Annotated in this window: 23 protein-coding genes and 3 riboswitches; of the genes, 8 read left to right on the forward strand and 15 right to left on the reverse strand. The window is 73.1% G+C overall.

The window, feature by feature from the left end; genetic code table 11:
- Positions 1–48: 48 nt before the first annotated feature.
- The 8 genes from AB4Z14_RS04435 to AB4Z14_RS04470 form a co-directional block, all read right to left on the reverse strand.
- Positions 49–1023, reverse strand: a complete 975-nt coding sequence (locus tag AB4Z14_RS04435) for a cobalamin biosynthesis protein (RefSeq protein ID WP_442274133.1) — start codon at positions 1021–1023, stop codon at positions 49–51.
- Positions 1020–2030 (reverse strand): uroporphyrinogen-III C-methyltransferase, encoded by a 1011-nt coding sequence (gene cobA / locus AB4Z14_RS04440; protein WP_442274134.1) that lies wholly within the window; start codon positions 2028–2030, stop codon positions 1020–1022. The genes AB4Z14_RS04435 and cobA overlap by 4 nt, the downstream gene beginning before the upstream one ends.
- The gene (gene cobC, locus AB4Z14_RS04445) at positions 2020–3081 is read right to left on the reverse strand and encodes an Rv2231c family pyridoxal phosphate-dependent protein CobC (RefSeq protein ID WP_442274135.1); all 1062 of its coding nucleotides are present in this window, start codon (positions 3079–3081) and stop codon (positions 2020–2022) included. Before cobC ends, cobA begins: the two co-directional genes overlap by 11 nt.
- Positions 3078–4595: a cobyrinate a,c-diamide synthase gene (locus tag AB4Z14_RS04450; protein ID WP_442274136.1), complete on the reverse strand. Its 1518-nt coding sequence runs from the start codon at positions 4593–4595 to the stop codon at positions 3078–3080. The genes cobC and AB4Z14_RS04450 overlap by 4 nt, the downstream gene beginning before the upstream one ends.
- Positions 4592–5203 (reverse strand): cob(I)yrinic acid a,c-diamide adenosyltransferase, encoded by a 612-nt coding sequence (gene cobO, locus AB4Z14_RS04455; protein WP_442274137.1) that lies wholly within the window; start codon positions 5201–5203, stop codon positions 4592–4594. Before cobO ends, AB4Z14_RS04450 begins: the two co-directional genes overlap by 4 nt.
- Positions 5203–7338 (reverse strand): VWA domain-containing protein, encoded by a 2136-nt coding sequence (locus AB4Z14_RS04460; RefSeq protein ID WP_442274138.1) that lies wholly within the window; start codon positions 7336–7338, stop codon positions 5203–5205. The genes cobO and AB4Z14_RS04460 overlap by 1 nt, the downstream gene beginning before the upstream one ends.
- 57 nt (positions 7339–7395) lie before the next feature.
- Positions 7396–7516, reverse strand: a riboswitch (cobalamin riboswitch).
- A gap of 30 nt (positions 7517–7546) precedes the next feature.
- The gene (locus tag AB4Z14_RS04465) at positions 7547–8299 is read right to left on the reverse strand and encodes a hypothetical protein (RefSeq protein ID WP_442274139.1); all 753 of its coding nucleotides are present in this window, start codon (positions 8297–8299) and stop codon (positions 7547–7549) included.
- Entirely contained in the window at positions 8296–8805 is a 510-nt protein-coding gene (locus AB4Z14_RS04470) for a hypothetical protein (RefSeq protein ID WP_442274140.1), read from the reverse strand. Before AB4Z14_RS04470 ends, AB4Z14_RS04465 begins: the two co-directional genes overlap by 4 nt.
- Positions 8806–8946: 141 nt before the next feature.
- Here AB4Z14_RS04470 and cbiE point away from each other — a divergent pair, with 141 nt between their 5' ends.
- The 5 genes from cbiE (at position 8947) to AB4Z14_RS04495 (ending at position 12570) form a co-directional block, all read left to right on the forward strand.
- Entirely contained in the window at positions 8947–10176 is a 1230-nt protein-coding gene (gene cbiE / locus AB4Z14_RS04475; protein WP_442274141.1) for a precorrin-6y C5,15-methyltransferase (decarboxylating) subunit CbiE, read from the forward strand.
- On the forward strand, positions 10173–10937 hold the full coding sequence (locus tag AB4Z14_RS04480) for a cobalt-precorrin-4/precorrin-4 C(11)-methyltransferase (protein ID WP_442274142.1): 765 nt from the start codon (positions 10173–10175) through the stop codon (positions 10935–10937). Before cbiE ends, AB4Z14_RS04480 begins: the two co-directional genes overlap by 4 nt.
- Positions 10938–10967: 30 nt before the next feature.
- A riboswitch (cobalamin riboswitch) is annotated at positions 10968–11154 on the forward strand.
- A 30-nt stretch (positions 11155–11184) separates the two neighbouring features.
- The gene (locus AB4Z14_RS04485) at positions 11185–11391 is read left to right on the forward strand and encodes a CbtB domain-containing protein (RefSeq protein ID WP_442274143.1); all 207 of its coding nucleotides are present in this window, start codon (positions 11185–11187) and stop codon (positions 11389–11391) included.
- Position 11392: 1 nt separating this feature from the next.
- A complete protein-coding gene (locus tag AB4Z14_RS04490) occupies positions 11393–12166 on the forward strand; it encodes a CbtA family protein (protein WP_442274144.1) in 774 nt (257 codons plus the stop codon).
- Positions 12163–12570: a hypothetical protein gene (locus tag AB4Z14_RS04495; protein ID WP_442274145.1), complete on the forward strand. Its 408-nt coding sequence runs from the start codon at positions 12163–12165 to the stop codon at positions 12568–12570. The genes AB4Z14_RS04490 and AB4Z14_RS04495 overlap by 4 nt, the downstream gene beginning before the upstream one ends.
- 9 nt (positions 12571–12579) lie before the next feature.
- On the opposite strand, the gene AB4Z14_RS04500 is transcribed toward AB4Z14_RS04495, so the two are convergent.
- Entirely contained in the window at positions 12580–12870 is a 291-nt protein-coding gene (locus AB4Z14_RS04500; protein WP_442274146.1) for a DUF1905 domain-containing protein, read from the reverse strand.
- A 264-nt stretch (positions 12871–13134) separates the two neighbouring features.
- On the opposite strand from AB4Z14_RS04500, the gene AB4Z14_RS04505 reads away from it, so the two are divergent.
- The gene (locus AB4Z14_RS04505) at positions 13135–14139 is read left to right on the forward strand and encodes a DUF4037 domain-containing protein (protein ID WP_442274331.1); all 1005 of its coding nucleotides are present in this window, start codon (positions 13135–13137) and stop codon (positions 14137–14139) included.
- Positions 14140–14200: 61 nt separating this feature from the next.
- Here AB4Z14_RS04505 and AB4Z14_RS04510 read toward each other — a convergent pair whose 3' ends face one another.
- The 4 genes from AB4Z14_RS04510 to AB4Z14_RS04525 are packed head-to-tail and all read right to left on the reverse strand — an operon-like array spanning position 14201 to position 18362.
- On the reverse strand, positions 14201–15730 hold the full coding sequence (locus AB4Z14_RS04510) for a precorrin-2 C(20)-methyltransferase (RefSeq protein WP_442274147.1): 1530 nt from the start codon (positions 15728–15730) through the stop codon (positions 14201–14203).
- Positions 15727–16395, reverse strand: a complete 669-nt coding sequence (locus tag AB4Z14_RS04515) for a precorrin-8X methylmutase (protein ID WP_442274148.1) — start codon at positions 16393–16395, stop codon at positions 15727–15729. Before AB4Z14_RS04515 ends, AB4Z14_RS04510 begins: the two co-directional genes overlap by 4 nt.
- Positions 16386–17528 carry a precorrin-3B synthase gene (locus tag AB4Z14_RS04520; RefSeq protein WP_442274149.1) on the reverse strand — a complete coding sequence of 381 codons (1143 nt, stop codon included), beginning with the start codon at positions 17526–17528 and terminating at the stop codon, positions 16386–16388. The genes AB4Z14_RS04515 and AB4Z14_RS04520 overlap by 10 nt, the downstream gene beginning before the upstream one ends.
- A 54-nt stretch (positions 17529–17582) precedes the next feature.
- Positions 17583–18362: a GNAT family N-acetyltransferase gene (locus AB4Z14_RS04525; RefSeq protein WP_442274150.1), complete on the reverse strand. Its 780-nt coding sequence runs from the start codon at positions 18360–18362 to the stop codon at positions 17583–17585.
- Between the two features lie 36 nt (positions 18363–18398).
- A riboswitch (cobalamin riboswitch) is annotated at positions 18399–18541 on the forward strand.
- A gap of 43 nt (positions 18542–18584) precedes the next feature.
- Between AB4Z14_RS04525 and cobN the strand changes: the two genes are divergently transcribed.
- Positions 18585–22238, forward strand: coding sequence for a cobaltochelatase subunit CobN (gene cobN / locus AB4Z14_RS04530; RefSeq protein ID WP_442274151.1), 3654 nt, complete (start codon positions 18585–18587; stop codon positions 22236–22238).
- Between the two features lie 266 nt (positions 22239–22504).
- Positions 22505–22978 (forward strand): hypothetical protein, encoded by a 474-nt coding sequence (locus AB4Z14_RS04535; RefSeq protein WP_442274152.1) that lies wholly within the window; start codon positions 22505–22507, stop codon positions 22976–22978.
- 26 nt (positions 22979–23004) lie between these two features.
- On the opposite strand, the gene AB4Z14_RS04540 is transcribed toward AB4Z14_RS04535, so the two are convergent.
- Both AB4Z14_RS04540 and AB4Z14_RS04545 read right to left on the reverse strand, forming a co-directional pair.
- A complete protein-coding gene (locus AB4Z14_RS04540) occupies positions 23005–23145 on the reverse strand; it encodes a hypothetical protein (RefSeq protein WP_156415514.1) in 141 nt (46 codons plus the stop codon).
- A 49-nt stretch (positions 23146–23194) separates the two neighbouring features.
- Positions 23195–23677, reverse strand: a complete 483-nt coding sequence (locus AB4Z14_RS04545; RefSeq protein ID WP_442274153.1) for a DUF2510 domain-containing protein — start codon at positions 23675–23677, stop codon at positions 23195–23197.
- Between the last annotated feature and the right edge of the window lie 50 nt (positions 23678–23727).

The raw sequence follows: 23727 nt of genomic DNA on the forward strand, positions 1-23727 counted from the left end.
GCCAAGAATTTCTCCCTGTCTTCGCAGTGGGGGTTAACCGCTTAGGACTCAGACAATGGCAGGAAGGATGGCGCCACGTCGAGGGTTCGGGGTGCAAGGAGTACGTCGGATGATCGCGAGCCCAAGTGCGACGGCGAGGGAGCCGGCCCCCACGCGTTGCGCGAGGCGGGCGGCCGGTGCGATGTCGTGGGCGCGCGCCGTCGGGCCGTCCCCGAGCGTGCCGCGGTCCTCGGTCCGGCCGTCGTAGGTGTTGGACCCGCCGAGCCGCACCCCGAGCGCGCCGGCGAAGGCGGCCTCGACGACGCCGCCGTTCGGGCTCGGGTGGGCCGGGGCGTCACGCCGGACGGCCGCCCAGCCGGCGACGGCCCGCTCCCTCGACCCGGCGCTCGCCAGGGCCAGTGCGGCCGCGACCCGGGCCGGGACGCAGTTGACGACGTCGTCGAGCTTCGCTGCGGCCCAGCCGAACTCGTGGTAGCGGTCGTTGCGGTGGCCGACCATCGCGTCGAGCGTGTTGACGGCTCGATAGCCGAGCAGCCCGGGGACGCCGAGCAGACCGCCCCAGAGGAGCGGCGCGACGACCGCGTCGGACGTGTTCTCGGCGAGCGACTCGATGCAGGCGCGGGCGACCTCGTCGGCGTCGAGCCGCGTCGTGTCCCGCCCGACGAGGTGGCGCACCTGCACGCGAGCGGCCTCGAGGTCACCCCGCCGCAGCTGGCCGTCGATCGTGGACGCCTCGCGCGTCAGTGAGCGACCGCCGAGCACGGCCCAGGTCGCCGCGGCGGTCACGAGGGTGTGGGCGACGTCGCTGCGCCGCGTCGACCGCTCGGCCACGACGCCGAGGCCGGCGGTGGCGCCCACGAGCAGCGCGACGTGCGCGACGCCGCGAGCGCGCCGGACGGCATACGTCCGCTGCTCGAGGGCCGTTGCGGCCGAGCCGAACCCGGCCACGGGGTGCCAGCGGCGCGGGTCGCCGAAGGCCTGGTCGAGCGCCCAGCCCAGGACCAGTCCGACGGACCGGCTCATCGGAGGACGTCGAGGGCTGCGACGTCACCGATGACGACGACGGCAGGGGCGCCGAGGCCGTCACGGCGGACGCGGGCGTCGATGTCGCGCAGGGGTGCCCGGACCGTTCGCATGCTCGGCAGCCCCGCGTCGGCCACGACCGCCGCAGGGGTCTCCGGCGACAGACCCTCGGCGACGAGGGTCTCGGCGACCGCTCCCAGCGTGGCGACACCCATGAGCACGACGATCGTCGTGCGGCTCCGGGCGATGGCCCCCCAGTCGAGGGTGCTGCGCGGGTCGCCCGGCGGCACGTGGGCGCTGACGACGGTGAAGCCCTGCACGAGGCTGCGGTGCGTCACGGGGATGCCGGCGAGGGCCGGTGCGGCGATGCTCGACGAGATCCCCGGGATGACGACGACGGGGATGCCGCGCGCCGCGCAGGCCTCGGCCTCCTCACCACCGCGACCGAAGACGAAGTTGTCGCCGCCCTTGAAGCGCAGGACGTTCCGACCGGCCAGGGCGTGCTCGACGAGGAGGTCGTTGATCCGCTCCTGGGGTGTGAAGTCGCCGCGCGGGATCTTGCCGACGTCAACGACGTGCACGTCGTCGCGGGCGTGCCGCAGCGCGCTGAGCGGCGCGAGCCGGTCATGGACGATGACGTCGGCCTGCCGGACGGCCTCGATGCCGGCGACCGTCAGCAGTCCTGGGTCCCCGAGGCCTCCCCCGAGGAGCGTCACCGTCCCGACCTCTGGGTGACCTTCCGTGACAGCGGTTCCGGGGGTCGGCGCGGGAGACGTCGACGGGTCGCCGCGGAGGACGACGTCGTAGGCCGTCGGGTCGGCCTGCGGGGCGAGCGTGACGAGCCCGCGTTCGGCGAGGTCGCGCAGCGAGGTGGGAAGGTCGTCGAGCGCCGCGGCGACGGTCACGCGGGCCTCGTCGCGCAGGAGCGCATGGACCGTCGCGACCGAGTGCGGTGCGATGCGCGCGACGAGCACGGAGAGGCCGGAGAAGCTCAGCTCAGGCGACATGACGCAGTCTCCTCAGGTCGTCGAGCGCCGCGGCGACGCTGCGTGAGGTCTCGGCGTCACGCACGGCGAGCCGGATCCACGTCGGGCCGAGGCCGGGGAACGTCTCGCCCCGGCGCACGGCGAACCCGAGGCGGGCGAGGTCCTCGCGGACGGACCCGGCGCCGAGTGGGCTCGTGTCCACGAGGACGAAAGGCGCCGCCGACGGGGCCGCGGTGCGCAGCCCGACGGCGGCGAGCTCGCCCACGAGCACCGCGCGGTCGGCGGCGAAGGACACGGCCGCTGCCTCCGCCTCGGCGACGGCGCGCTCGGACAGGCAGGCGACCGTGGCGGCGAGGGCAGGGCTCGAGACGGACCACGGCGGCTGCACGACACGGAGGCCGGCGACGAGCGCGGGGTCGCCGACGACGTAGCCGGCACGCAGGCCGGCCAGGCCCCACGTCTTCGTCAGCGACCGGACGACGATCAGCCCTTCGAGGTCGCGACCGACGACCGACTCGGGCTCGCCCGGCACCGCGTCCATGAAGGCTTCGTCGACGACGACGACGCGCCCGCTCCGGCGCAGCGACCGCACGCCGCCGGCGGGGTGCAGCACCCCCGTGGGGTTCGTCGGGTTGCCGACGACGACGAGGTCGGCGTCGGCGTACTCGCCGGACGGGGCGAAGGCTGAGGGGTCGAGGCGGAAGCCGTCCTCGTGCGGGAGCACGCACCGGTCGACCGGTCGACCGGCGGCGACGAGGGCTGCCTCGGGCTCGGTGAACTGCGGGTGCACGACGACGGGGCGGCTGCCGGCGACCGCGCGGGCGACGAGCGTGAACGCCTCGGCCCCTCCCGCGGTCGGCAGTACGCACTCAGGGTCGACGCGGTGCCGTCGCGCGATGGCGGTGACCGCCGCTGACGGGTCCGGGTATCTCCCGAGGTCGTGCAGCGAGTCCGCGATGACGTCGGCGAGCCATGGCGGCGGCGCCGGCAGCCGGACGTTGACCGCGAGGTCGACGAGACCGGGGACGGCGTCACGGTCGCCGTGGTGGTGCAGGTCGACGAGCCCGCTCACGACGCCCTCCGGCGCGAGGCGTCCGTGACGGCATACGCGTGGACGGCCTCGGCGAAGCGGCCAGCGAGCCGGGGGTGACCCGCCCAGTGGGTGTGGAGATAGGACGCGTGCAGGGTGGGCCGGCCGGTGCCGGCGGGGTCGAGGGCGAAGCCGTCGGGCGTCCCGTCGAGCAGCCAGGCCGCCGAGCTGGGCCGCTGCTCGCCGCCCACAGTCGTCCGGTGGAACTCGTGGCCCGTCACGCGGGTGCCGGCCACCGAGAGCACCGAGTCGCCCGGGGCGATCGCGGTGCGATAGCCCAAGGTGAGGCGTGGGCCCATCGCGGCCACCGTCGGGATCGCGCCGACCATCTCGTGGCCGTCGACGGACTCGGAGAGGTAGAGCATGCCCGCGCACTCGGCCACGGTCGGCAGGCCGCCGCGGACGGCGTCCAGGATGTCCTCGCGCAGGGCGGAGTTCGCGGACAGGTCCTCGGCGTGGACCTCGGGAAAGCCGCCGCCGAGGTAGAGCCCGGCCGTGCCCGCGGGCAGCGACCGCGCGTGGAGCGGGTCGAAGACGACCGGCTCGAGGCCCGCGGCCCGGAGCAGCTCGTCGGTCTCCGCGTAGCGGAAGGTGAAGGCACGGCCGCCGGCGACGGCCACGACGGGACGCCGCCCGGTCGGGGCCGGCCGGGCTGCCTCGCCGAGGACGGTGACAGCGTCCCACGCCGGGACGTCGAGGTCGGGGGCCGACCGGGCGATCGACAGCATCGCGTCGAGGTCGACGTGCTCGGCCACGCGCTCGGCGAGCAGCTGCACCGACCGGGCGGCCTCCTCGCGCTCGGCGGCGGGCACGAGGCCGAGGTGACGCGACGGCGCCTCGATGCCGGCGTCGCGCGGCAGCACCCCGAGGACCGGGACCCCGGTCGCCTCGAGCGCCGACCAGACCTCGCGGGTGTGCCGGCCCGACGCCGCCTTGTTGAGGACGACCCCGGCGACGCGGACCCCGGGCTCGAAGGTCGCGAGGCCGTGGACGATCGCGGCCGCGGTGCGCGTCATGTGGCTGATGTCGAGGGCGAGGACGACCGGCGTGCGGGTCAGGGTCGCGACGTGCGCGGTCGAGGCGTAGCCGTCGCCGCCGATGCGCCCGTCGAAGAGGCCCATGACGCCCTCGACGACGGCGACGTCGGTCGGTCCGCCGGCAGTCGCGCCGTGCACGAGGAGCGGCGCGACCTGGTCCTGGCCGCAGAGGAAGGGGTCGAGGTTGCGACCGGGCCGGCCCGTGGCGAGCGCGTGGTAGCCGGGGTCGATGAAGTCCGGGCCCACCTTGAACCCCGAGACCCCGAGACCACGGGCGCGCAGCGCGGCCATGAGCCCCGTCGCGACGGTCGTCTTGCCGTGGCCCGAGCCGGGGGCCGCGACGACGAGTCGAGGGAGGGCGGTGGCGCCGGGCACGTCGGGCCCGGCCGGGAGCCGGCCGAGGGCGGTGCCGACCGCCGAGCCGACGGCGGCGTCGACCGCGCTGCTGAAGGCGCTCACCACTCGATCCCTCGCTGGCCCTTCTGGCCCTCGTCGAACGGGTGCTTGACCTTGGTCATCTCGGTCACGAGGTCGGCGAGGTCGAGGACGGCCTGCGGGCAGCGACGCCCGGTGATGACGACGTGCTGGTGGCCCGGGCGGTCGCTCAGGGTCGCGACGACGTCCTCGACGTCGATCCAGCCCCACGCCATCGGGTAGGTGAACTCGTCGAGGACGTAGACGGCGTGCGTCTCGGCAGCGAGCCGGCGCTTGATCTCCGCCCACCCCTCGCGAGCCGCCTCGGCGTGGTCGTCCTCGGTGCCCTCCTTGCGGGTCCAGGACCAGCCGGCGCCCATCTTGTGCCACTCCATCGGACCGCCCTTGCCGGTCTCGCGGTGCAGCTCGGCGAGGGTCTCGACGGCGGTCTGCTCGCCGATGCGCCACTTCGCGCTCTTGACGAACTGGAACACGCCGACCGACCAGCCCTGGTTCCAGCCGCGGAGGGCGAGGCCGAAGGCGGCCGTCGACTTCCCCTTGCCGTCGCCGGTGTTGACGATGAGCAGGGGGCGGTTGCGGCGCTGGCGCGTCGTGAGGCCGTCCTCGGGGACGGTCGTCGGCTGGCCGCGCATCAGGCGGCCCGTCCCGTCGGGCGCGGCGTGCGTGCCGCGCCGACGATGGCCGACGCGGCCAGCTCGCCGACGGGCAGGTGCTCGGCGCCGAGGTGCTCGGCGAGCCGGGCCGCCAGCCCCATCCGGAAGCGCCCCGACTCGCAGTCGAGCACGACGCTCTCGACTCCTTCGCCGCGCAGCTGGGTGGCGACGCGCCCGGCGCGGCCCAGGGCATCGGTGCCGCTCGTGGCCCGGCCGTCCGTGACGACGACGAGGAGCGCGCGCCGGTTCGGGTCGCGCAGGCGCTCGACGCGCAACGTGTCGTATGCCGTCCCGAGCCCTTCCGCGAGCGGCGTCCGTCCGCCGTGGGGCAGGTCGCGAAGCCGCCGGGCCGCGATGTCGACCGAGCCGGTCGGCGGCAGGGTGAGCTCGGCGTCGGACCCGCGGAAGGTCACGAGGCCGACCTTGTCGCGCCGCTGGTAGGCGTCGAGGAGCAGCGAGAGCACCGCCGACTTCACGGCCTCCATGCGCTTGCGGGCGGCCATCGACCCGGACGCGTCGACGCAGAGCAGCACGAGGTTGGACTCCCGACCCTGCAGGACCGAGCGGCGCAGGTCGCCGGGCAGGACGCGCAGGCGTCCCGACCGGTCGCCGGTGGCGCCGCGTCCCGCGGCCGCGCGGATCGTCGCGGGCACGTGGACCGGCCCGGTGCGGGCGGTCGTCGAGCCGACGCGGCGTCCGGTGCTCGTCAGGGCGGCCGACCGGCGTCCCGGGTCGCCCTGCCCGATCCCCTTGGCGCGCAGCAGCTTCGCCCGGTAGGGCTCATCGGCGGCGCTCACCGCCGAGGCAGTGGGCACCTCACTCTCACCGCCCTCGCCGCTCTCACCGCCCTCGCCGAGCCCCGGCTCGAGCTCGGCGTGCTGGGGCTCGGGCTGTCGTGGCGACTCCTGCCCGTCGGTCCGTGCCGTCTCCGACGACGAGCTCGGCTGCGCTTCGCGGTCGTGGTCGTGGTCGCGGTCGTGGTCGTGGTCGGCAGGCTCTGGCTCGCCGCCGTCCCCCGGTCTCGGATCCGGCTCGAGGTCCGGATCGTCGTCGCCGAGGAGCTCGTCGAGGAGGTCCTCGTCGATCCCGGGGGAGTCGAACGGGATGCGGCGCCGGCGGTGCGGCAGCGCCAGCCGGGCAGCCGCCCGGACGTCGGCGACGGTGACCACCGTGCGTCCCGACCAGGCCGCGTGGGCGATGGCGGCGCGTGCCGTGACGATGTCGGCGCGCAGACCGTCGACCTCGAAGCCGGCGCAGACGACCGCGATCCGGGTCAGCATCTCGTCCGTCAGGGTCACGGCTCCGACCCGTGACCGCGCGTCGGCGATCCGCCCGCGCAGCGCCTCCTGGTCGTCCTCGAACCGGGCCGCGAACGCAGCCGGCGACGCGTCGAAGGCCAGCCGGCGGCGTACGACCTCGGCGCGCAGCGCGGGCTCCCGGGGCGCGGCGACCTCGACGGTCAGCCCGAAGCGGTCGAGCAGCTGCGGGCGTAGCTCGCCCTCCTCGGGGTTCATCGTCCCGACGAGGACGATCCGGGCGGCGTGCGAGACCGAGACGCCGTCGCGCTCGACGGTGTTGCGGCCCATGGCCGCCGCGTCGAGCAGCAGGTCGACGAGGTGGTCGTGGAGGAGGTTGACCTCGTCGACGTAGAGGATGCCGCGGTTCGCGGCCGCGAGCAGGCCGGGCTGGTATGCCGTCTCGCCGCGTCCCAGCGCCCGCTCGAGGTCGAGGGACCCGACGACACGGTCCTCGGTGGCGCCGATCGGCAGCTCGACGAGACGGGCCGCTCGGGTGCCGGCCGCGGCGTCCGGGTCGTGCGGTCCGTCCGGGCATCCGGCGCCGTCGCCCGGTGCGCAGCCGAAGCGGCAGCCGGCGACGACCTGCTGGCGGGGGAGCACAGCGGCGAGGCCGCGCACCATCGTCGACTTCGCCGTGCCCTTCTCGCCGCGCACGAGCACGCCGCCCACCTCCGGCGAGACCGCCGTGAGGACGAGCGCCAGGGCCAGGTCGTCGGAGCCGACGACCGCCGAGAAGGGGAAGGTGCCGGGTGGTGACCCGTGCTGGTCAGGGTCGTTGAGGACGTCGTTCGGGACGTCGTTCGAGCCGTCGCGCATGTGACTGCGAGCCTCCTGCGGGTGCCGCGCCCGCGTCGGTGGACCGGACGCGCCCGGCGGGCGCGACCAGCGACGGGAGATGCCCTGGCTTCCGCCGACCGCGTGGTCGGAGGTTCACAGTGGCGGGACCGCTCCGGATTCGCACCGGATTCCTCTCCCAGTCGCCAGCGGCAGTCTGCCACGTCGCCGGGGTGCGGCGCCCGGCGGCTCAGGCCGACTGCGCCCCGGTGCCGGTCTCGGTGCCCGTCTCGGCGTCGGTCGGCAGGATCGACACGATGGCCCGCCACACGGCGGTCGACGTCGTGGGCACCAGGGCCGGACCGTGCTCGTCGGCCTCGACCCGGAGCAGTCCGGCGTCGACGTCGACCCACGCGAGTCTGCGCACGACGGTGCGGTCCCGGGCCTGGAAGGCGATGTCGACGACCGACAGCTGCCACAGTCCGGCACGCACGGCCGCGCCGGCGCGGGGCCACGGGGCGAGCAGGTCGGCGAGGGACTCGCTGCCGGCGGTGCGGGCGGCCACGGAGTTGGAGGCGAGGTCGTCGAGCAGCGACTCGTCGACGACGGCCGACGCCGCGTCGAGACGGGGCCGGGCCTGCAGCCCGGTCAGCTGCGCGATGGTCGTCGGCACGAACTCGGTGCTCAGGGCCGCGAAGTCGTAGGTGCCGTCGGCGAGGTCGGTGAGCATGGCGCTGACGAAGGCCACCCAGGCCTGGTGGAGGCGCACTCCGTCGGGTCCGGTGACGAGCACCTGGAGCGAGCCGAGCGAGGTGGTGACGGCGGCCAGGGCGTTGCGCAGGACGGGGTGCGGGGTTCCGTCGGCGACCACGCCGGCGTCGCTGAGGCGCTCCACGACGTCCTCGCAGGCGCCCTCGGGGTCGGTGGCGTACTCCACGAGGGTGATGAACGCGTCGGCGTCGAGCCGCAGACGGGTGGTCGAGGCGTCGAACGTCACGCTCATGCAGGCACCCGACCGTCGGTCCGCATGACGAGGCTCGCCGCGACGGCGTCGAGGACGGGTGCCAGGTGCGTGAGTCGCAGGGTGCCGACCCGGGCGGTCAGCGTGATGCCCGTGCCGTCGACGACGGTCGTCCACGACTCGGTGGTCACGGACTCATGGGCAGGGGTCGAGTGGGTCGTGAGCCGGCGCAGCCCGACGTGGCCCCCCACGGTGATCTCCTCGTGGTCGAGGAGGAGGTAGCCGTCGAGCTCCTGCGACTCCAGGTGCTGCGTCGTGCGCTGCCACTCGGCGAGCGAGCCCTGCACGTCGGCGAACATGAGGACGACGTTGGTCCGGAAGCGGTCGGAGTCGTCCGGCTCGACGGCGGCGACGACGTCCCCGTCCGGCGAGAGCTCGATCGCGTCCCAGTGCTCTGGCACGGCGAACGACACCCCGCCCCCGCGCGTGCTCATCGTGGTCAGTCGGGCCGTCGGGACCTGCTCCGATCCCTGGTGGACGTCGGTCATCTGGTGTTCCTCCCCTGTCGCCATCTGGCTGCCAGCCGTCCCCCGACGACGTGCGATAAACATCATGAGGCCGAGGTGGGGCGTATCGGGCCGGAACGGTCATAACGAATGCCTCCGGATCGTCGCGCTAGGGTCGCCGCTGTGATCGAGGTGGTCGGCGTGGGTGCATCCGGGCTGGAGTCCCTCGGCCCCGACGGCCGCCGGCTCGTCGGCGAGGCCGAGGTCGTCGTCGGCGGTGAGCGTCATCTCGCGATGCTCGGGGTCCGTCCTGGCCGGCGCCTCGTGCCGTGGCCGTCGCCCTTGCTCCCGGGCCTGCGGCGCGTGCTCGACGACGCCGGTGCGGGTCGGGTCGTCGTGCTCGCGAGCGGGGACCCGCTCGTCTCGGGCATCGGGTCGACCCTTGTGCGCGAGCTCGGTGCCGCCGCGGTACGCATCCACCCGGCTGTCTCGTCGGTAGCGCTCGCCCGAGCGCGGATGCATTGGGCTGCAGAGGATTCCGACGTCGTCACCCTCGTGGGCCGAGATGTCGACCGGCTGCGACGTGACCTGGCGCCGCGGGCCCGGCTCCTCGTGCTGACGTCGGGTGACGACGCCCCCGCGCGCATCGCCTCCCTGCTCGTCGAGGAGGGGTATGCCGGCAGCCGGCTCACGGTGCTCGGTGACCTCGGCTCACCGGCGGAGTCGCGCATCGACGGGGTTGCCGCATCGTGGGACGGCCGTCCCGCCCCTCGGCTGAGCCTCGTCTGCGTCGAGTGCGAGCCCCGTCCCGCGCGGAGCGCGAGGTCACTCGTGCCGGGACTCGACGAGACGGCATACGACCACGACGGGCAGCTGACGAAGCGCGTCGTGCGGGCGGCCGCGCTGGCCCACCTCGCCCCGCAGCCCGGCGACGTCATGTGGGACCTCGGCGCCGGCGCCGGGTCGGTCGGCATCGAGTTCGCACGGCAGCACCCGCGCAACGAGGTCCACTCGGTCGAGCGTGACCCGGAGCGGGCTGAGCGGGTGCGGCGCAACGCCCGTGCGCTCGGGGTGCCCGGGGTGCGGGTCGTCGAGGCGGCGTCGATCGACGCGGTCGCGGGGCTGCCCCGTCCGGACGCCGTCTTCGTGGGGGGCGGAGCCACCGGCCCGCTGCTCGACGCGTGCTGGGCCGCACTCGTGCCGGGGGGACGGCTCGTCGTCCACGGCGTCACGGTCGAGACCGAGGTGCTGCTCCACGAGGTCCGGGCCAGGCTCGGCGGGTCGATGAGCCGGATCGCCGTCGAGGACCTCGGCACCATCGGGTCGCTCCACGGCTGGAAGCCTGCACGGTCGATCGTGCAGTGGTCGGCGGAAAAACCTGTGACACAGACGGATTCGGAGACTGACGCATGACGGTCCACTTCATCGGTGCCGGCCCTGGTGCCGCCGAACTGCTGACGCTCCGCGCGGTGCGGCTCCTCGGGGAGGCGCAGGTGTGTCTCTATGCCGGCACCTACATCGGGTCGGAGGTGCTCGCGCATTGCCCCGAGGGAGCCGAGGTCGTGGACACCCAGCACCTCGACCTCGACGCCATCACCGAGCACTGCGTCCGCGCCCACGCGGCCGGTCACGACGTGGCGCGGCTGTGCTCCGGGGACCCGTCGCTCTACTCCGCCGTCGCCGAGCAGACCCGGCGGCTCGACCGCGCGGGAGTGCCGTGGGACGTGACGCCCGGCGTTCCCGCGTATGCCGCTGCTGCTGCCCTCATCGGCCGCGAGCTGACGGTCCCCGAGGTCGCGCAGTCCGTGGTGCTGACCCGGGCCCACCGCGACTCGACGCAGATGCCCGAGACGGAGTCGCTCGCCCACTTCGCGCGGTCCCGGGCCACGCTGGTGCTGCACCTCGCGATCCGCCGCACCCGCGAGCTCATGGCGTCGCTCGTCGGCGACTACGGCGACGACTGCCCCGTGGTCGTCGTCGCCAACGCCGAGCAGCCCGACCAGCTCGTGCTGCGCGGGACCCTGGCCGACATCGCCGACCAGGTCGAGGCCGCCGGTCTGCGTCAGGCCGCGGTCATCCTCGTCGGACGCACGCTCGCCGCGCGCGACGCCGACGACTTCGTCGAGTCGCACCTCTACGGCACGCGGATCACCCGAAACACGCCGGGCGCCTAGGGTCCCCGTGGCGTGTCCGGACGGGCTGTGTCAGGATGCGAGTGCCGCAGTGCACGGGAAGTCGGTGTGATTCCGACGTGGTCCTCGCCACTGTGACCAGGGAGCAAGTCCCCACCATTCGCCACTGGTGACCTCAGGTTGACGCCGGGTCGCTGGGAAGGCTGGGGAGGCGTGACGATCTGGAAGCCAGGAGACCGGCTGCGGCGCGATCTGTCCACGAGGCATGGAACGAAAGGGTCAATCTGCCATGACCACTGCTGCATCGGCGTCTGCCGTCTCCCCGTCCACCAGCGTCCGCGTCCCCGTCTGGGCGTGGGTCCTGCTGGCGTTCGCCGTCTTCGCGCTCTACTTCGTCTCGCAGGAGAACGGCGCCCTGCTCAGCGCTCCCGCTGCGCAGATGCTCCACGAGCTGACGCACGACGCGCGTCACGCCCTCGGCGTCCCCTGCCACTGAGGTGGGCCTGAGCTTCGGCTCCGTGCTGCGGCGCGGGGTCCTTGCCGGCGTGTCCGCAGGTCTCGCGGCCGCCGTCGTGATCTGGCTCGTCGTCGAGCCGGTCATCCGTCGGGCCCTCGCCATCGAGGACATGCGCTCGATGCACGGCGGCCAGTCGGCACGCGCCGGTCTGCCCACCCACGGTGGCGACGAGCCGCTCGTGTCGCGGGCCGCCCAGGTCGTCGGTGGCGCCCTCACGGCGGTCCTCGTCGGGGTCGCCGTCGGGGTCGTCTTCGCCGTCGTCTTCGCCAGGATGCGTGAGCGGCTCCCCGGTCGGGGCGACTTCGGCCGCTCGATGGTGCTCGCCACCATCGGCTTCGCAGCCGTGAGTCTCCTTCCGGCACTGAAGATCCCGTCGAACCCGCCGGCAGTCGGCGATCCGGAGACAGTCGGGCAGCGCACGATGGTGTACGCCGTCGTCCTCCTCCTCGGGGTCGCGATCGCCCTGCTCGTGCCGGTGCTCGACCAGCGCCTCGCGGCGCGGGGGACGGTGCCGTCCACGCGGTGGGCCATCGACGTCGTCGCGACCGTGGTGCTCGTCGTGCTCGTGCTGGTGCTCGTGCCGGGCTCGCCCGATGCAGTGCCAGCCGACGTGCCGGCGACGCTGCTCTGGGACTTCCGGCTCGCGTCCCTGGCACAGCTCGCCACGATGTGGCTCACGCTGGGTCTCGTCTTCGGCCTGCTCCTCGAACGGCTCGCAGCGCCCAAGCGGGCTTTCGAGCCCGTGACGGCGTGACGGCATACGAGAACGCCTCTGCTGACAACGATTCCGCGCGCACGTGCATCGTCCGCGTGTGCCGTGACTGCTGTTGCGGCACGGAACGCAAGCACCCCGGGGTCGACCACGACGGGCTCCTGGCCCGTCTCGAGGTCGGCACCCGGGGGAGCGCCCGTGTGCTGCGGAGCGCGTGCCTGCTCGCCTGCGACGAGTCGAACGTCGTCGTCGTGACGCCGTCGGTGGCCGGTCGCCTGGCCGGCGGTCGGCCCGTGTGGGTGCGCGCCGTGCTCGACGACGAGACGGTCGACGCGGTCACCGGCTGGGTCGCGCTCGGCGGCCCGGGTGTCGCGGACGTGCCGGCGCCGCTCGCGCAGCAGGTGTTCGCCCCGAGCGGGCTGTCGCTGACGTGGTCGGCGGTCTGAGGCGCCGCGTCAGGAGTCGGCGCGGACGTCCAGCCCCACCTCGACGGTGTCGCCCTCCTCGACGTCTTCGGCGCGACGGACGGCGACCTTGAGGGGGACGACGTAGCCGCCGTCCTTGGGCCACAACGACGTCGTCCACCGGGTGCGCCCGATGCGGGCGGTGACCGGGATCATGCCCCAGCCGTAGCTGACGTGGGCGACGTCGTGGAGCGCCTGCGACTCGTCCTCGGGCACGGTGACGAAGTAGTAGGGCGACGGACCTCGCCACTCCCAGACCTCGGCGCTGAACTCCAGCTCCATGCCCACAGGATGGCACCGATGTCGGTCCGGTCGACGTGGTCTGCGACGGCCTGCGGTCGCTAGCATCGTGACCGAGATGGACATTCCTCAGCAGGTCGAGGCCTACCTCGCCGGTCAACCCGAGCCCAAGCAGACCGAGCTCCGATCCGCGACGGCATGACCGGCGACCAGAGCTGCGGACCGTTGTCCACGGAGCAGAGATGGCGGCGTGGTCGACCAAGCCGTCGGGTCAACACTGTCCACGGAGGAGGTGGGGGCGTGTCGATGTTCGTTCCCGGGGCGGAGCTGAGCCGGCGGTTCCACGACGAGGCCGTGCAGCCCGTCTTGAGCGCCACCTTTCCCGGTGTGCCGCACTCTGCTGCGCTGCTCGGCCGCGGGTCGGAGGTGCTCGGCTTCGATGATGAGATGTCGACGGACCACGACTGGAAGCCGCGTGCTCTGATCTTCCTTGCCGAGGAGGACGAGCGGCGCCTCGGTGCCGAGGTGCGAGCGGCGCTGCAGCGCGACCTGCCGGCGACCTTCGCCGGTCGTCCGACCGGCCATGCGGTCCACACCGTGCGCGGCTATCTCCGGCAACAGCTGGAGCTGGACATCGACCACGACATCGAGCCGCGCGACTGGCTGACCCTGCCGGAGCACGGGTTACGTGCGTTCACCTCGGGCGTCGTCTTCCACGACGAGGTGGACCTGGAGACGGCCCGCGACCGTCTGGCCTACTACCCCCATGACGTCTGGCTCTACCTGTTGATCGCCGGGTGGTGGCGCGTCCACCCGGAGATGAACCTGGTGGGCAGAGCGGGAGCTGCGGGCGACGAGCTGGGCTCCTCGCTGATCGGGTCGCGCCTCGTCGGCGACCTGATGCGGCTCGCGTTCCTGATGGAACGGCAGTACGCGCCGTACTCGAAGTGGTTCGGGACGGCCTTCTCACGTCTGGCGTGTGGCCCAGAGCTGACTCCGGTCCTGTGGAACGTAGGCCGCGCGGCAACGTGGCCGGACCGCGAAGCGGCCCTCATGACGGCGTACGAGCGTCTGACCGCGATGCACAACGCGCTCGGTCTGACGGCTCCGGTCACGACGGAGGTCGTGCAGATGTGGGACCGACCCTTCAAGGTCGCGTGGGCCGGCATCCCGGACCTGCTCCTGCCTCTGATCCAGGACCCAGCGGTCGTGAGCATTGCGCAGAGATGGCCGGTCGGACCCGTGGACCAGTTCCGCGAGCTGATCTGGGCACCGCAGAATCGACACCTGCTCCTGCGACTCTTCGACTAGGGGAGCCGACAGAGTGTTCGCACGCGTCTCGGGCCCTGGTCAGAGTGGTCGCCCGCGAGCGTCAGTGGACGTAGCGGGGCGTCCAGACCTGGCCGACGCCGGTGACGCGGGTGCCGGACGCGCAGACGATGACGAGGCACTTCATGTCGATCGTCGCCGCGTCGAGGTCGGCGAGCGTCGTCACCGTGAGGGACTCCTCGGCTCGCCCGACGTCGCGACCCACGACGACGACGGTGGCTGGGTCGCGTTCCTCGAGGAGGACCTCGCGGGCGCGGGCCACCTGCTCGGTCCGGCTGCGTGAGGCGGGGTTGTAGAGAGCGACGACGAGGTCGGCCGACGCGGCGGCTCGCAGGCGCCTCTCGATGACGTGCCACGGCTTGAGCCGGTCGGAGAGCGACATGATGGCGAAGTCGCCGCCCAGCGGTGCGCCGGCGCGAGCCGCCACGGCCTGGGCCGCAGTGACTCCGGGTAGCACGCGCACGGGCACGTCGGTGTAGCCGTGCGTCTCGGCCGCCTCGAAGACCGCCGACGCCATGCCGAAGACTCCGGCGTCGCCACCGGAGACGACCGCGACCCGCTCGCCCTTGCGGGCCAGCTCGAGGGCGTCCCGGGCGCGGTCCACCTCGACCGTGTTGCCGGAGGCGTGACGGGTGACGCCCTCGCGCTGCGGGACCCGGTTGACGTAGGGCGCGTAGCCGACGACGTGACCGACCTCGGCGAGCGCGACCGACGCCTCCGGGGTGAGCCAGCGGTCGGGTCCGGGGCCGAGGCCGATGACGACGACCTCGCCCTGGACGTCGTCCACCGGGCCTTCTTGCGGGACAGCCGGATCGCTGGTGCCTGAGGATGCCGCACGCCCCGCCGCGTCGGCCCGCAGGTCGCGACCGGGGACGACGACCATCGACATGTACGGCACGGTCGAGGCGTCGACCTCGGCGGCGGGGAGCACCCGTTCGGCATCGGAGCTGGCCCGCTCGACGTAGCGCGCCTCGTCGAGCCGTCCGGCCTGGCGCAGGGCCTCGCGGACGTTCTCGAAGGTGCGGCCGAGCTTCATCACGACGGCAGCCTCGGTGTCGGCGAGCCGGCGCGCGAGCTCCGGCACCGGCAGCGTCCCGGGCAGGATCGTCAGCACGTCCTCGTGCCGGCAGAGGCCGGTGGCGACGGCGGCCGCCGACCCGCTGACCGACGTGACACCCGGGACGACCGCGGTGTCGTAGCGGTCGGCGAGACGGTCGTGGAGGTACATGTAGGTGCCGTAGAAGAGCGGGTCCCCCTCGGCGATGACGACGACGTTGCGGCCCGAGTCCAGATGTGCGGCAAGGCGATCGGCCGATTCGTCGTAGAAGTCGGCCATGCGGCCGTGGTAGCCGAGGGGGTGGTCCGTCGCGCCGGTGGTGACAGGGTAGACGAGCAGCTCCTCGACGACTCCCTCACGGAAGTAGGAGGCGGCGATGCGTCGGGCGATCGAGTCGCCCCGCGGCCCGCTGTGGAAGGCGACGACGTCGGCCTCACCGATGAGCCGCGCGGCCTTGACCGTGACGAGCTCGGGGTCACCTGGCCCGACGCCGACGCCGCGGAGCCAGCCGGTCACAGCTCCTCCTCGCGGGCCAGGGCGTTCACGCCAGCGGCCGCGAGGGCTGAGCCACCGCGCCGACCGTGCACGACGAGCCACGGGATGTCGAAAGGGTTGTCGGCCAGGGCGACCTTCGACTCCGCGGAGCCGATGAAGCCGACGGGGATGCCGATGATGGCGGCCGGCCGCGGGCCCCCGTCGGCGATGGTCTCGAGGAGGTGGAAGAGCGCCGTGGGCGCGTTGCCGATGGCGACCACGGCGCCGTCGACCCGGTCGCCCCAGAGCGAGACGGCGGCCGCGGATCGCGTCGTGCCCCAGGCCTGGGCGAGAGCCGGAACCCGCTCGTCGCGCAGCGTGCAGACGACCTCGTTGTCGCGGGGCAGCCGGGCCCGGGTGATGCCGGAGGCGATCATGTGCGCATCGGTGAGGATGGGCGCACCGGACCGCAACGCGTTCCGCGCGGCCGTGACGAGCCGGGGGTGCACGGCGATGTGCTCGGTGAGGTCGACGTCGCCGCTCGCGTGCACCATGCGGACGGCCACGACTCGGGCGTCCTCGGGAAGGTGGTCGAGCCGGGCCTCCGTCCGGATCGTCGCGAACGACCGGCGATAGATCTCCGCCCCGTCCGTGACGTAGTCGTAGCGGCGCGTCGGCGCCTCCCGTGTCTCGGCGGTCACGTCCATGAGGACTCCTGCTCGGCGATGGTGGACAAGGCTTCCTCGGTGGACCCTGGGGCCAGCACGTCGACGTATGCCGTCGCGGGCGTTCCGCACCGACGCTCGCACCCGCTGACGTGCACGGGGAGGTGGCCTCCCGACAGGACCGGGGCGAGGTCGCGGGCCAGGGCTCGGGTGTCGAGAGCGGACCGCGCGCAGCCCGGGAGGCCGGTGCAGGCGTGCAGCCGGGTCCAGGGTGAGCCGGCGTGGGTCACCAGGCCCGCTGCCTCGAGCTCGGACAGTGCTGCGGCGGCGTTCTCGATGACGAGCGAGCGCCACGGCGTCACGAGCACGCGGTCCGTGACCCCGGCGAGCGCGGCAACGTGGTCGCGTCGGAGCAGGCCGAGCGGCACGGCCACGACAGCGTGGTCGCCGACGGAGCCGAGCGGACGCTCAAGCCGACGTGGCAGGTCGATCTCGGCCGTCGGCTCGGGTCCGAGCGGCACCCCGAGCTCGCTGACGTGCCAGACGGATTCGTCGCCGCCGGCCGCTTGCACGAACTCACGGGCGAGGGCGATGAGCCGAGGCACGACGGCCACCAGTGGCACGTCCCAGCCGCGGTCGATGCCACCAGCCAGCACGACGCAGCGACCGGGACCGGTCGCGAACAGGCCGAGGTCGAAGGACTCGCCCACGACGTCGCCACGCCCGTCGTCGAGGACGAGGAGGAAGCGGCCGCCGAGGCGGGAGAGGTCGGGATCGGTGCGGAGCGCGGCGTCGAGCGCGCGGGTCACGGGACGCAGGTCACAGTGCCCGGTGCCGTCGAGGCCGGAGAGCGGCGAGGCGACGATGTTGCGGACGAGCTCGTGGGTCGCCGAGGGGACGAGTCCCGTCGCCCGGATCGCATCACGGATCCGCGGCGTCAGCGGGTCGGGGAGCCCGCGCAGCTGCAGGGCGCCACGAGACGTCAGTTGGATCGCCGGATCCGGCTGTCCGGCAATGACATCCATGAGAGCGGACAGGGCCTCGATGCGCACCGGCTGGCCGGCAGGACGGAGCCGCACGATCGAGCCGTCGACCGCGACGAAGGGTCGGCTGACACCGGGACAGGCATCGCCTGCCCGGCGCTCTCGGCTCGACGGGGCGGTCACGCGGCACATGCTAGGCCCGAGCCCGGCGAGGTCAAGACGGCCGTCCCGGGCACCGGTCCGATGTCAGGGGCTCGGCACCCACATGTACTGGGGGGTCTGGCACACCTCGACGAAGCCGAGTCGCTCGTACGTGGGCCGACCCATCTCGGACGCCATGAGGACTGCTTCGGTGCATCCGCGGCGTTGCGCGAGGTTCATCAGGGTGGCGGTGACGGCATACCCCAGGCCTTGTCGCCTGGCCGACTCGACCGTGGCGATGTTGTAGACCCCCGCCGTCCGCCCGGTGACGAAGACCGACCCGGTGCTCACGGCCTCCCCATCGACCCGTGCGACGACGTGGAAGAGGACGTCCGGGCCGAAGTCGGCCAGGGCCAGTCGCAGCGGTTCGACGACGAAGTCGGGGAAGCCGAAACCGGAGGCCATCACGGCCACGAGCTCCTCGGTCACCGGGCTGAGCGAGATGTCGACACCCGCCCGCAGGCGTGTGTCGACCGGTCCGGCGAGCCGGACGTGCATGCCCGGCTCGGGGCGCGGGTCGATGCCCCGGTCGCGCAGCACGGCGTCCGTCTCGGGCGTCATCGTCGACGGGGTCGCCCACCACAGGAAGGGCAGCCCTCGGGCCACGTAACCGTCGACGAGCTCGGCGGTGCGCCGCGCCTCTGAACCCGCAGCGAACCGTGCTCCGCAGATCGCGTTGAAGAGCGGGAACGCGAGATCGCGGGTGAACGCGACGACATCGTCGTCCGGGAGGGCCTCGACGTGCTCGGTGCCGGCCAGGAGCCGGAACTGGGCGATGAGGTTCTCCTCCACTGCGGTGACTCGTGGATCGCCGTGAGCGCTCACCGTCGCACCGTAGCCGGGGCGCGATGCGGTCCGCAGGGAAATGCGCGTCGCCCACGGGCTATGGTGGGGCCAGCGTCGTCGATCCAGGAACCCGGTGAGAATCCGGGACGGTCCCGCCACTGTGAGTCGCCACCCGTGAGGGAGGCGGTGAGTCAGGAACTGCCGGCAGCGCTTCTCTTTCCTTTCGACCGCGGGGCGTGGACACCCCGCCGAGGAGTTCCAGTGACGCGCATCGCGCTGCTCTCGACGTCTGACACCGACCTGCTGTGTGCCCGCGGGAGCGGTGCCGACTACCTGGTCGCCAACCCTTCGCGTCCCGGTCACACGTCCATGGCCGAGGCCATCGAGGCTGCCGACATCGTCGTGGCCCGCATCCTCGGCGGTCCCCAGGACCTCTGCGAGGGGTTCCGCCGGATCCGGAGCACGGACACGCCGATGGTCGTGCTCGGCGGCGAGCAGACCCCGCACGCCGCCCTCATGGAGCTCTCGACGGTCGCGCCCGGCGTCGTCGCCGGGGCGCACCGCTACCTCGCCGAGGGCGGCGCGGCCAACCTCCGGGAGCTGCACGCCTTCCTCGGCGACACACTCCTCATGACGGGGGAGGGTTTCGAGCCACCCGTCACCCTGCCGACGTGGGGCGTCCTCGACCGCCCGGAGCCCCAGCCTGCGGCCGGCGGCCACCCCCGTCCTCGAGTCGGGATCCTCTTCTACCGCGCTCAGTTCGCCGCCGAGAACACCTCCTACGTCCACGCCCTCGCCGACGCCGTCGACGCGGCCGGCGGTGTCGGTGTGCCGGTCCACGTCTCGTCGCTGCGCGACGCCCCCGCCGACCTTCTCGAGCACCTGACGGCATACGACGTCCTCGTGACGACGGTGCTCGCAGCGGGCGGCACGAAGCCGGGCACGGCGAGCGCCGGCGAGGACGACGAGGCGTGGGACGTGCAGGCACTGGCCGCCCTCGACGTCCCGATCATCCAGGGCCTCTGCCTGACGTGGAGCCGCGACCAGTGGGACGCGAGCGACGACGGGATGAGCCCGCTCGACGTCGCGACGCAGGTCGCCGTGCCCGAGTTCGACGGCCGCATCATCGGAGGGGTCTTCTCCTTCAAGGAGACCGACGCCGACGGCCTGCCGCACTACGTGCCCGACCCCGAGCGCTGCGCGCGTCTCGCCACGCTCGCCGTCAACCACGCCCGCCTGCGCCACACCTCGCCGGCCGAGCGGCGGGTCGCGGTCGTCCTGTCGGCCTACCCGTCCAAGCACTCGCGCATCGGCAACGCCGTCGGTCTCGACACGCCGGTCTCGATCATCCGGCTGCTGCGGGCGATGCGCGACGCCGGCTACGACCTCGGCGAGCCGGGCGAGATCCCCGGCACCGGGCCGCTCGAGCCGGTCGACGGCGAGTCGCCCGACACGACCGCGGGCAACGCGCTCATCCACGCCCTCATCGAGGCCGGTGGCCAGGACGAGGACTGGCTGACGCAGGAGCAGCTGAGCGGCCAGCCGGTGCGGATCCCGGCTGCCCGCTACCGCGAGCACTTCGACGCCCTCCCGTCGGGGCTGCGCGACGCCGTCACGAGGCACTGGGGCGACGCGCCCGGCCAGGTCTTCGTCGACCGCCACGCGGACCCCGAGGGCGAGCTCGTCGCGGCGAGCATCCGGGCCGGCAACGTCGTCGTCCTCGTCCAGCCGTCGCGCGGCTTCGGCGAGAACCCCATCGCGATCTACCACGACCCAGACCTCCCGCCGACGCACCACTACCTCGCCGTCTACGACTGGCTCGCAAGGGAGTTCGGCGCCCACGCCGTCGTCCACATGGGCAAGCACGGCAACCTCGAGTGGCTGCCCGGCAAGAACCTCGCGCTCTCCGCGGCGTGCGGGCCCGACGCGACGATCGGCTCGATCCCGCTCGTCTACCCCTTCCTCGTCAACGACCCCGGAGAGGGCAGCCAGGCCAAGCGCCGCGCCCACGCGACGATCGTCGACCACCTCGTGCCCCCGATGGCCCGCGCCGAGTCCTACGGCGACATCGCCCGACTCGAGCAGCTGCTCGACGAGTACGGCAACGTCTCCGTCATGGACCCGGCCAAGGCGCCGGCCCTGCGCGCCGAGATCTGGACGCTCATCCAGTCCGCTCAGATGCACCACGACCTGGGACTCGAGGACCGGCCCGACGACGATGCCTTCGACGAGTTCGTCATGCACGTCGACGGCTGGCTCTGCGAGGTCAAGGACGTCCAGATCAGGGACGGACTCCATGTTCTTGGCGAGGCCCCCACGGGGGAGGGCCTCGCCAACCTCGTGCTCGCGATCCTGCGGGCCAACCAGGTCTTCGCCGGTGCCGTGGGCGCCGTGCCGGGACTTCGGACGGCGCTCGGGGTGAGTGAGGGGCACTCCGAGCGCTCGTCCGTCGACGACGCCGAGGAGCAGGCGAGCGCACTCGTCGTCGCTCTCGCCGAGGCCGACTGGGACGAGGCCGCAGTGCCCGGCATCGTGCGCGACCGGCTGGGCGCCGACCCGCAGGTCGACACCGATGGCGTATGCCGTTCGCTGGCCTTCGCGTGCCGCGAGGTCGTCCCGCGGTTGCGGGCGACGACGGGCGAGATCGACGCGGTGCTCCATGCGCTCGACGGCGGCTACGTCCCGGCCGGGCCGTCGGGGTCGCCTCTGCGCGGCCTCGTCAACGTGCTGCCGACCGGCCGCAACTTCTACTCCGTCGACCCGAAGGCGATCCCGAGCCGACTCGCCTGGGAGACCGGGCAGCGCCTCGCCGACGACCTGCTCGCCCGGCACCGGGCCGACACCGGCGAGTGGCCCCGGTCGGTCGGTCTCTCGGTGTGGGGCACGTCGGCGATGCGCACGTCGGGCGACGACATCGCCGAGGTGCTGGCGCTCCTCGGCGTGCGCCCCCGCTGGGACGAGATGTCGCGCCGGGTCGTCGGGCTCGACGCCACCCCGCTCGCCGAGCTCGGCCGGCCGCGCATCGACGTCACGGTCCGCATCTCCGGCTTCTTCCGCGACGCCTTCCCGCACGTCATCGCCATGCTCGACGACGCCGTGCAGCTCGTGGCCGACCTCGACGAGTCCCCCGACGACAACTACCTCCGGGCCCACGTCGCCGGCGACCTCGCCGAGCACGGTGACGCCCGCCGCGCCACGACCCGGATCTTCGGCAGCAAGCCCGGCTCCTACGGCGCCGGCATCCTCCCGCTCATCGAGTCGGGCAACTGGCGCTCGGACGGCGACCTCGCGGAGGTCTACGCGACGTGGGGCGGCTTCGCGTACGGGCGCGAGCTGGACGGCATACCTGCTCGGGCCGACATGGAGCGCACCTACGCGCGGATGGACGTCGCCGCCAAGAACATCGACACGCGCGAGCACGACATCGCCGACAGCGACGACTACTTCCAGTACCACGGCGGCATGGTCGCGACGGTCCGCGCGCTCACCGGTCGCGAGCCCAAGGCGTACGTCGGCGACTCCACGACGCCGGACGCGGTGCGCACGCGCAGCCTCACGGAGGAGACGGCGCGCGTCTTCCGGGCGCGCGTCGTCAACCCGCGCTGGATCGCGGCGATGCGGCGGCACGGCTACAAGGGCGCCTTCGAGCTCGCGGCGACCGTCGACTACCTCTACGGCTTCGACGCGACGGCCGGGGTCGTGACGGACTGGATGTACGAGCAGCTCGCCCAGACCTACGTGCTCGACAAGGAGAACCGCGACTTCCTCCAGCACGCCAACCCGTGGGCGCTACACGGCATGATCGAGCGGCTCCACGAGGCCGTCGACCGCGGCCTCTGGGAGGAGCCGGACCCCCAGCTGATGGCGGACCTCCAGCAGGTCTACCTCGACGTCGAGGGCGACCTCGAGGACTGACGCCATGTGCCACGAGGTCCGGTCGGTCCTCGTCCCGAGCGAGATCGTGCGCCTCACCGCGCAGGTGGTGTGAGTGGGCGACAACAGCCGCGCGATCACCCGCATGATCACCAGTGAAGGCCCCCACCGCTCTGTCGGCCGAACCATCTACGGTTCGGTCGGGACTTCAAAGCGCTGGCTTCCCGACCGGTGCAGCACGACGTAGTGGCGACACGCTGGGAGCGCGGAAGGACGTGAGGTCGGCACGTGCCATGGGACGTGAACTCATGGAACAGCACAGCTTGGATGACTGGATCCTGGTGTTCGACCGTGCGAAGGCGCGCGAGCTCGGCTGCTCCGGCCAACGGTGCTCGTCCGCAGAAGCGCCCACCGTCGAAGGTGCCTGGCGTGCCACGTGCCCAGCGGGCCATACGCTGACTCGTCATCGACGGCCGACCCGCGTCGGCTGGTGTGGCCGCTGCTCGGGGCCGCCGCGTGTTCGTGTGTTCGAGTCGACCTTCCACGGGCAGGCGGGGACCATGCACCCGAACTACGTCGCCGAGCTCACCGCACTTCTGGCCGATGTCCCGCATCAGGCACCGGGAAGCCTCCCGCCGGGGCAGGTCGTCCGCGTGACGGCACCCGGCCCGTACGGTGGTCTCGTCGGACCGATCCTGCGCAGAGGCCGGAGCAACTACAAGGTGCGTCTGGAGGAGGGCGTGCTCACCGTGCCCTTCGCTTGGGTTGAGGCGGTGGGCTGAAGCCCTGGCGGGGCGGCGCCGGCGGCTCAGAACTGGAGGCCGCGCATGTCGTGCTCGACGACGTCGACGTCGCCGCACCGCTTGCAGGTCAGGATCGTGCGACCCCTCAGCTTCATGCGCGTGTAGCGGTGGCCGAGGATGAGGCACTTGAGATTTCGTCGCGCCATCCCCCGAGTCTCCTCCGATCCCTTCGCTCCGAGACCGGATCGACCGGAACTAGCTGAGGATCCCGTGGCGTGCGTTCCAGCGCCTCGCGCCCGCAGCCGCGTCGACCATGCCCCACACCCAGAAGCCGAAGACGCCGACGATCCCGATGAGGACGATGACGAGCACGCAGCTGAGAAGGTAGCCGATGAGGATCCCGACGCCCTTGGCCACGTCGCCGTTGATCATGCTGCCGAGGCCGGGCAGGAAGAACGACGCGAGCACGGAGAGCGCCGGGCTCTTCGGTGCCACCTGGGCGTAGTAGACCGGGGTGCCGACCATCCCGGGAGGGCCGGGGGAGGGCGTCGGCGGCGGCCAGCCGGCCTGTCCCCAGGGCGTGTCCGCCACACGGTGCGGCAGCCCGTGGGCGTCGGTCGCGGCCGCCGGTGGGGCCATCGGGGGCCGGGTGTGCGCTGTCCACGCGCGCCCGTCCCAGTAGCGCTCGCCCTCACCGGCCGGGTACCAGCCGGGAGGAGCCGAAGGTCCTTGGTTCATGATCGAGCTCCTCCTCAGCCTCGTCAGGGTCCTGACATCCAGAGCGTATG

The organism is Terrabacter sp. 2TAF16, assembly GCF_052115065.1.
Classification (GTDB): Bacteria; Actinomycetota; Actinomycetes; order Actinomycetales; family Dermatophilaceae; genus Terrabacter.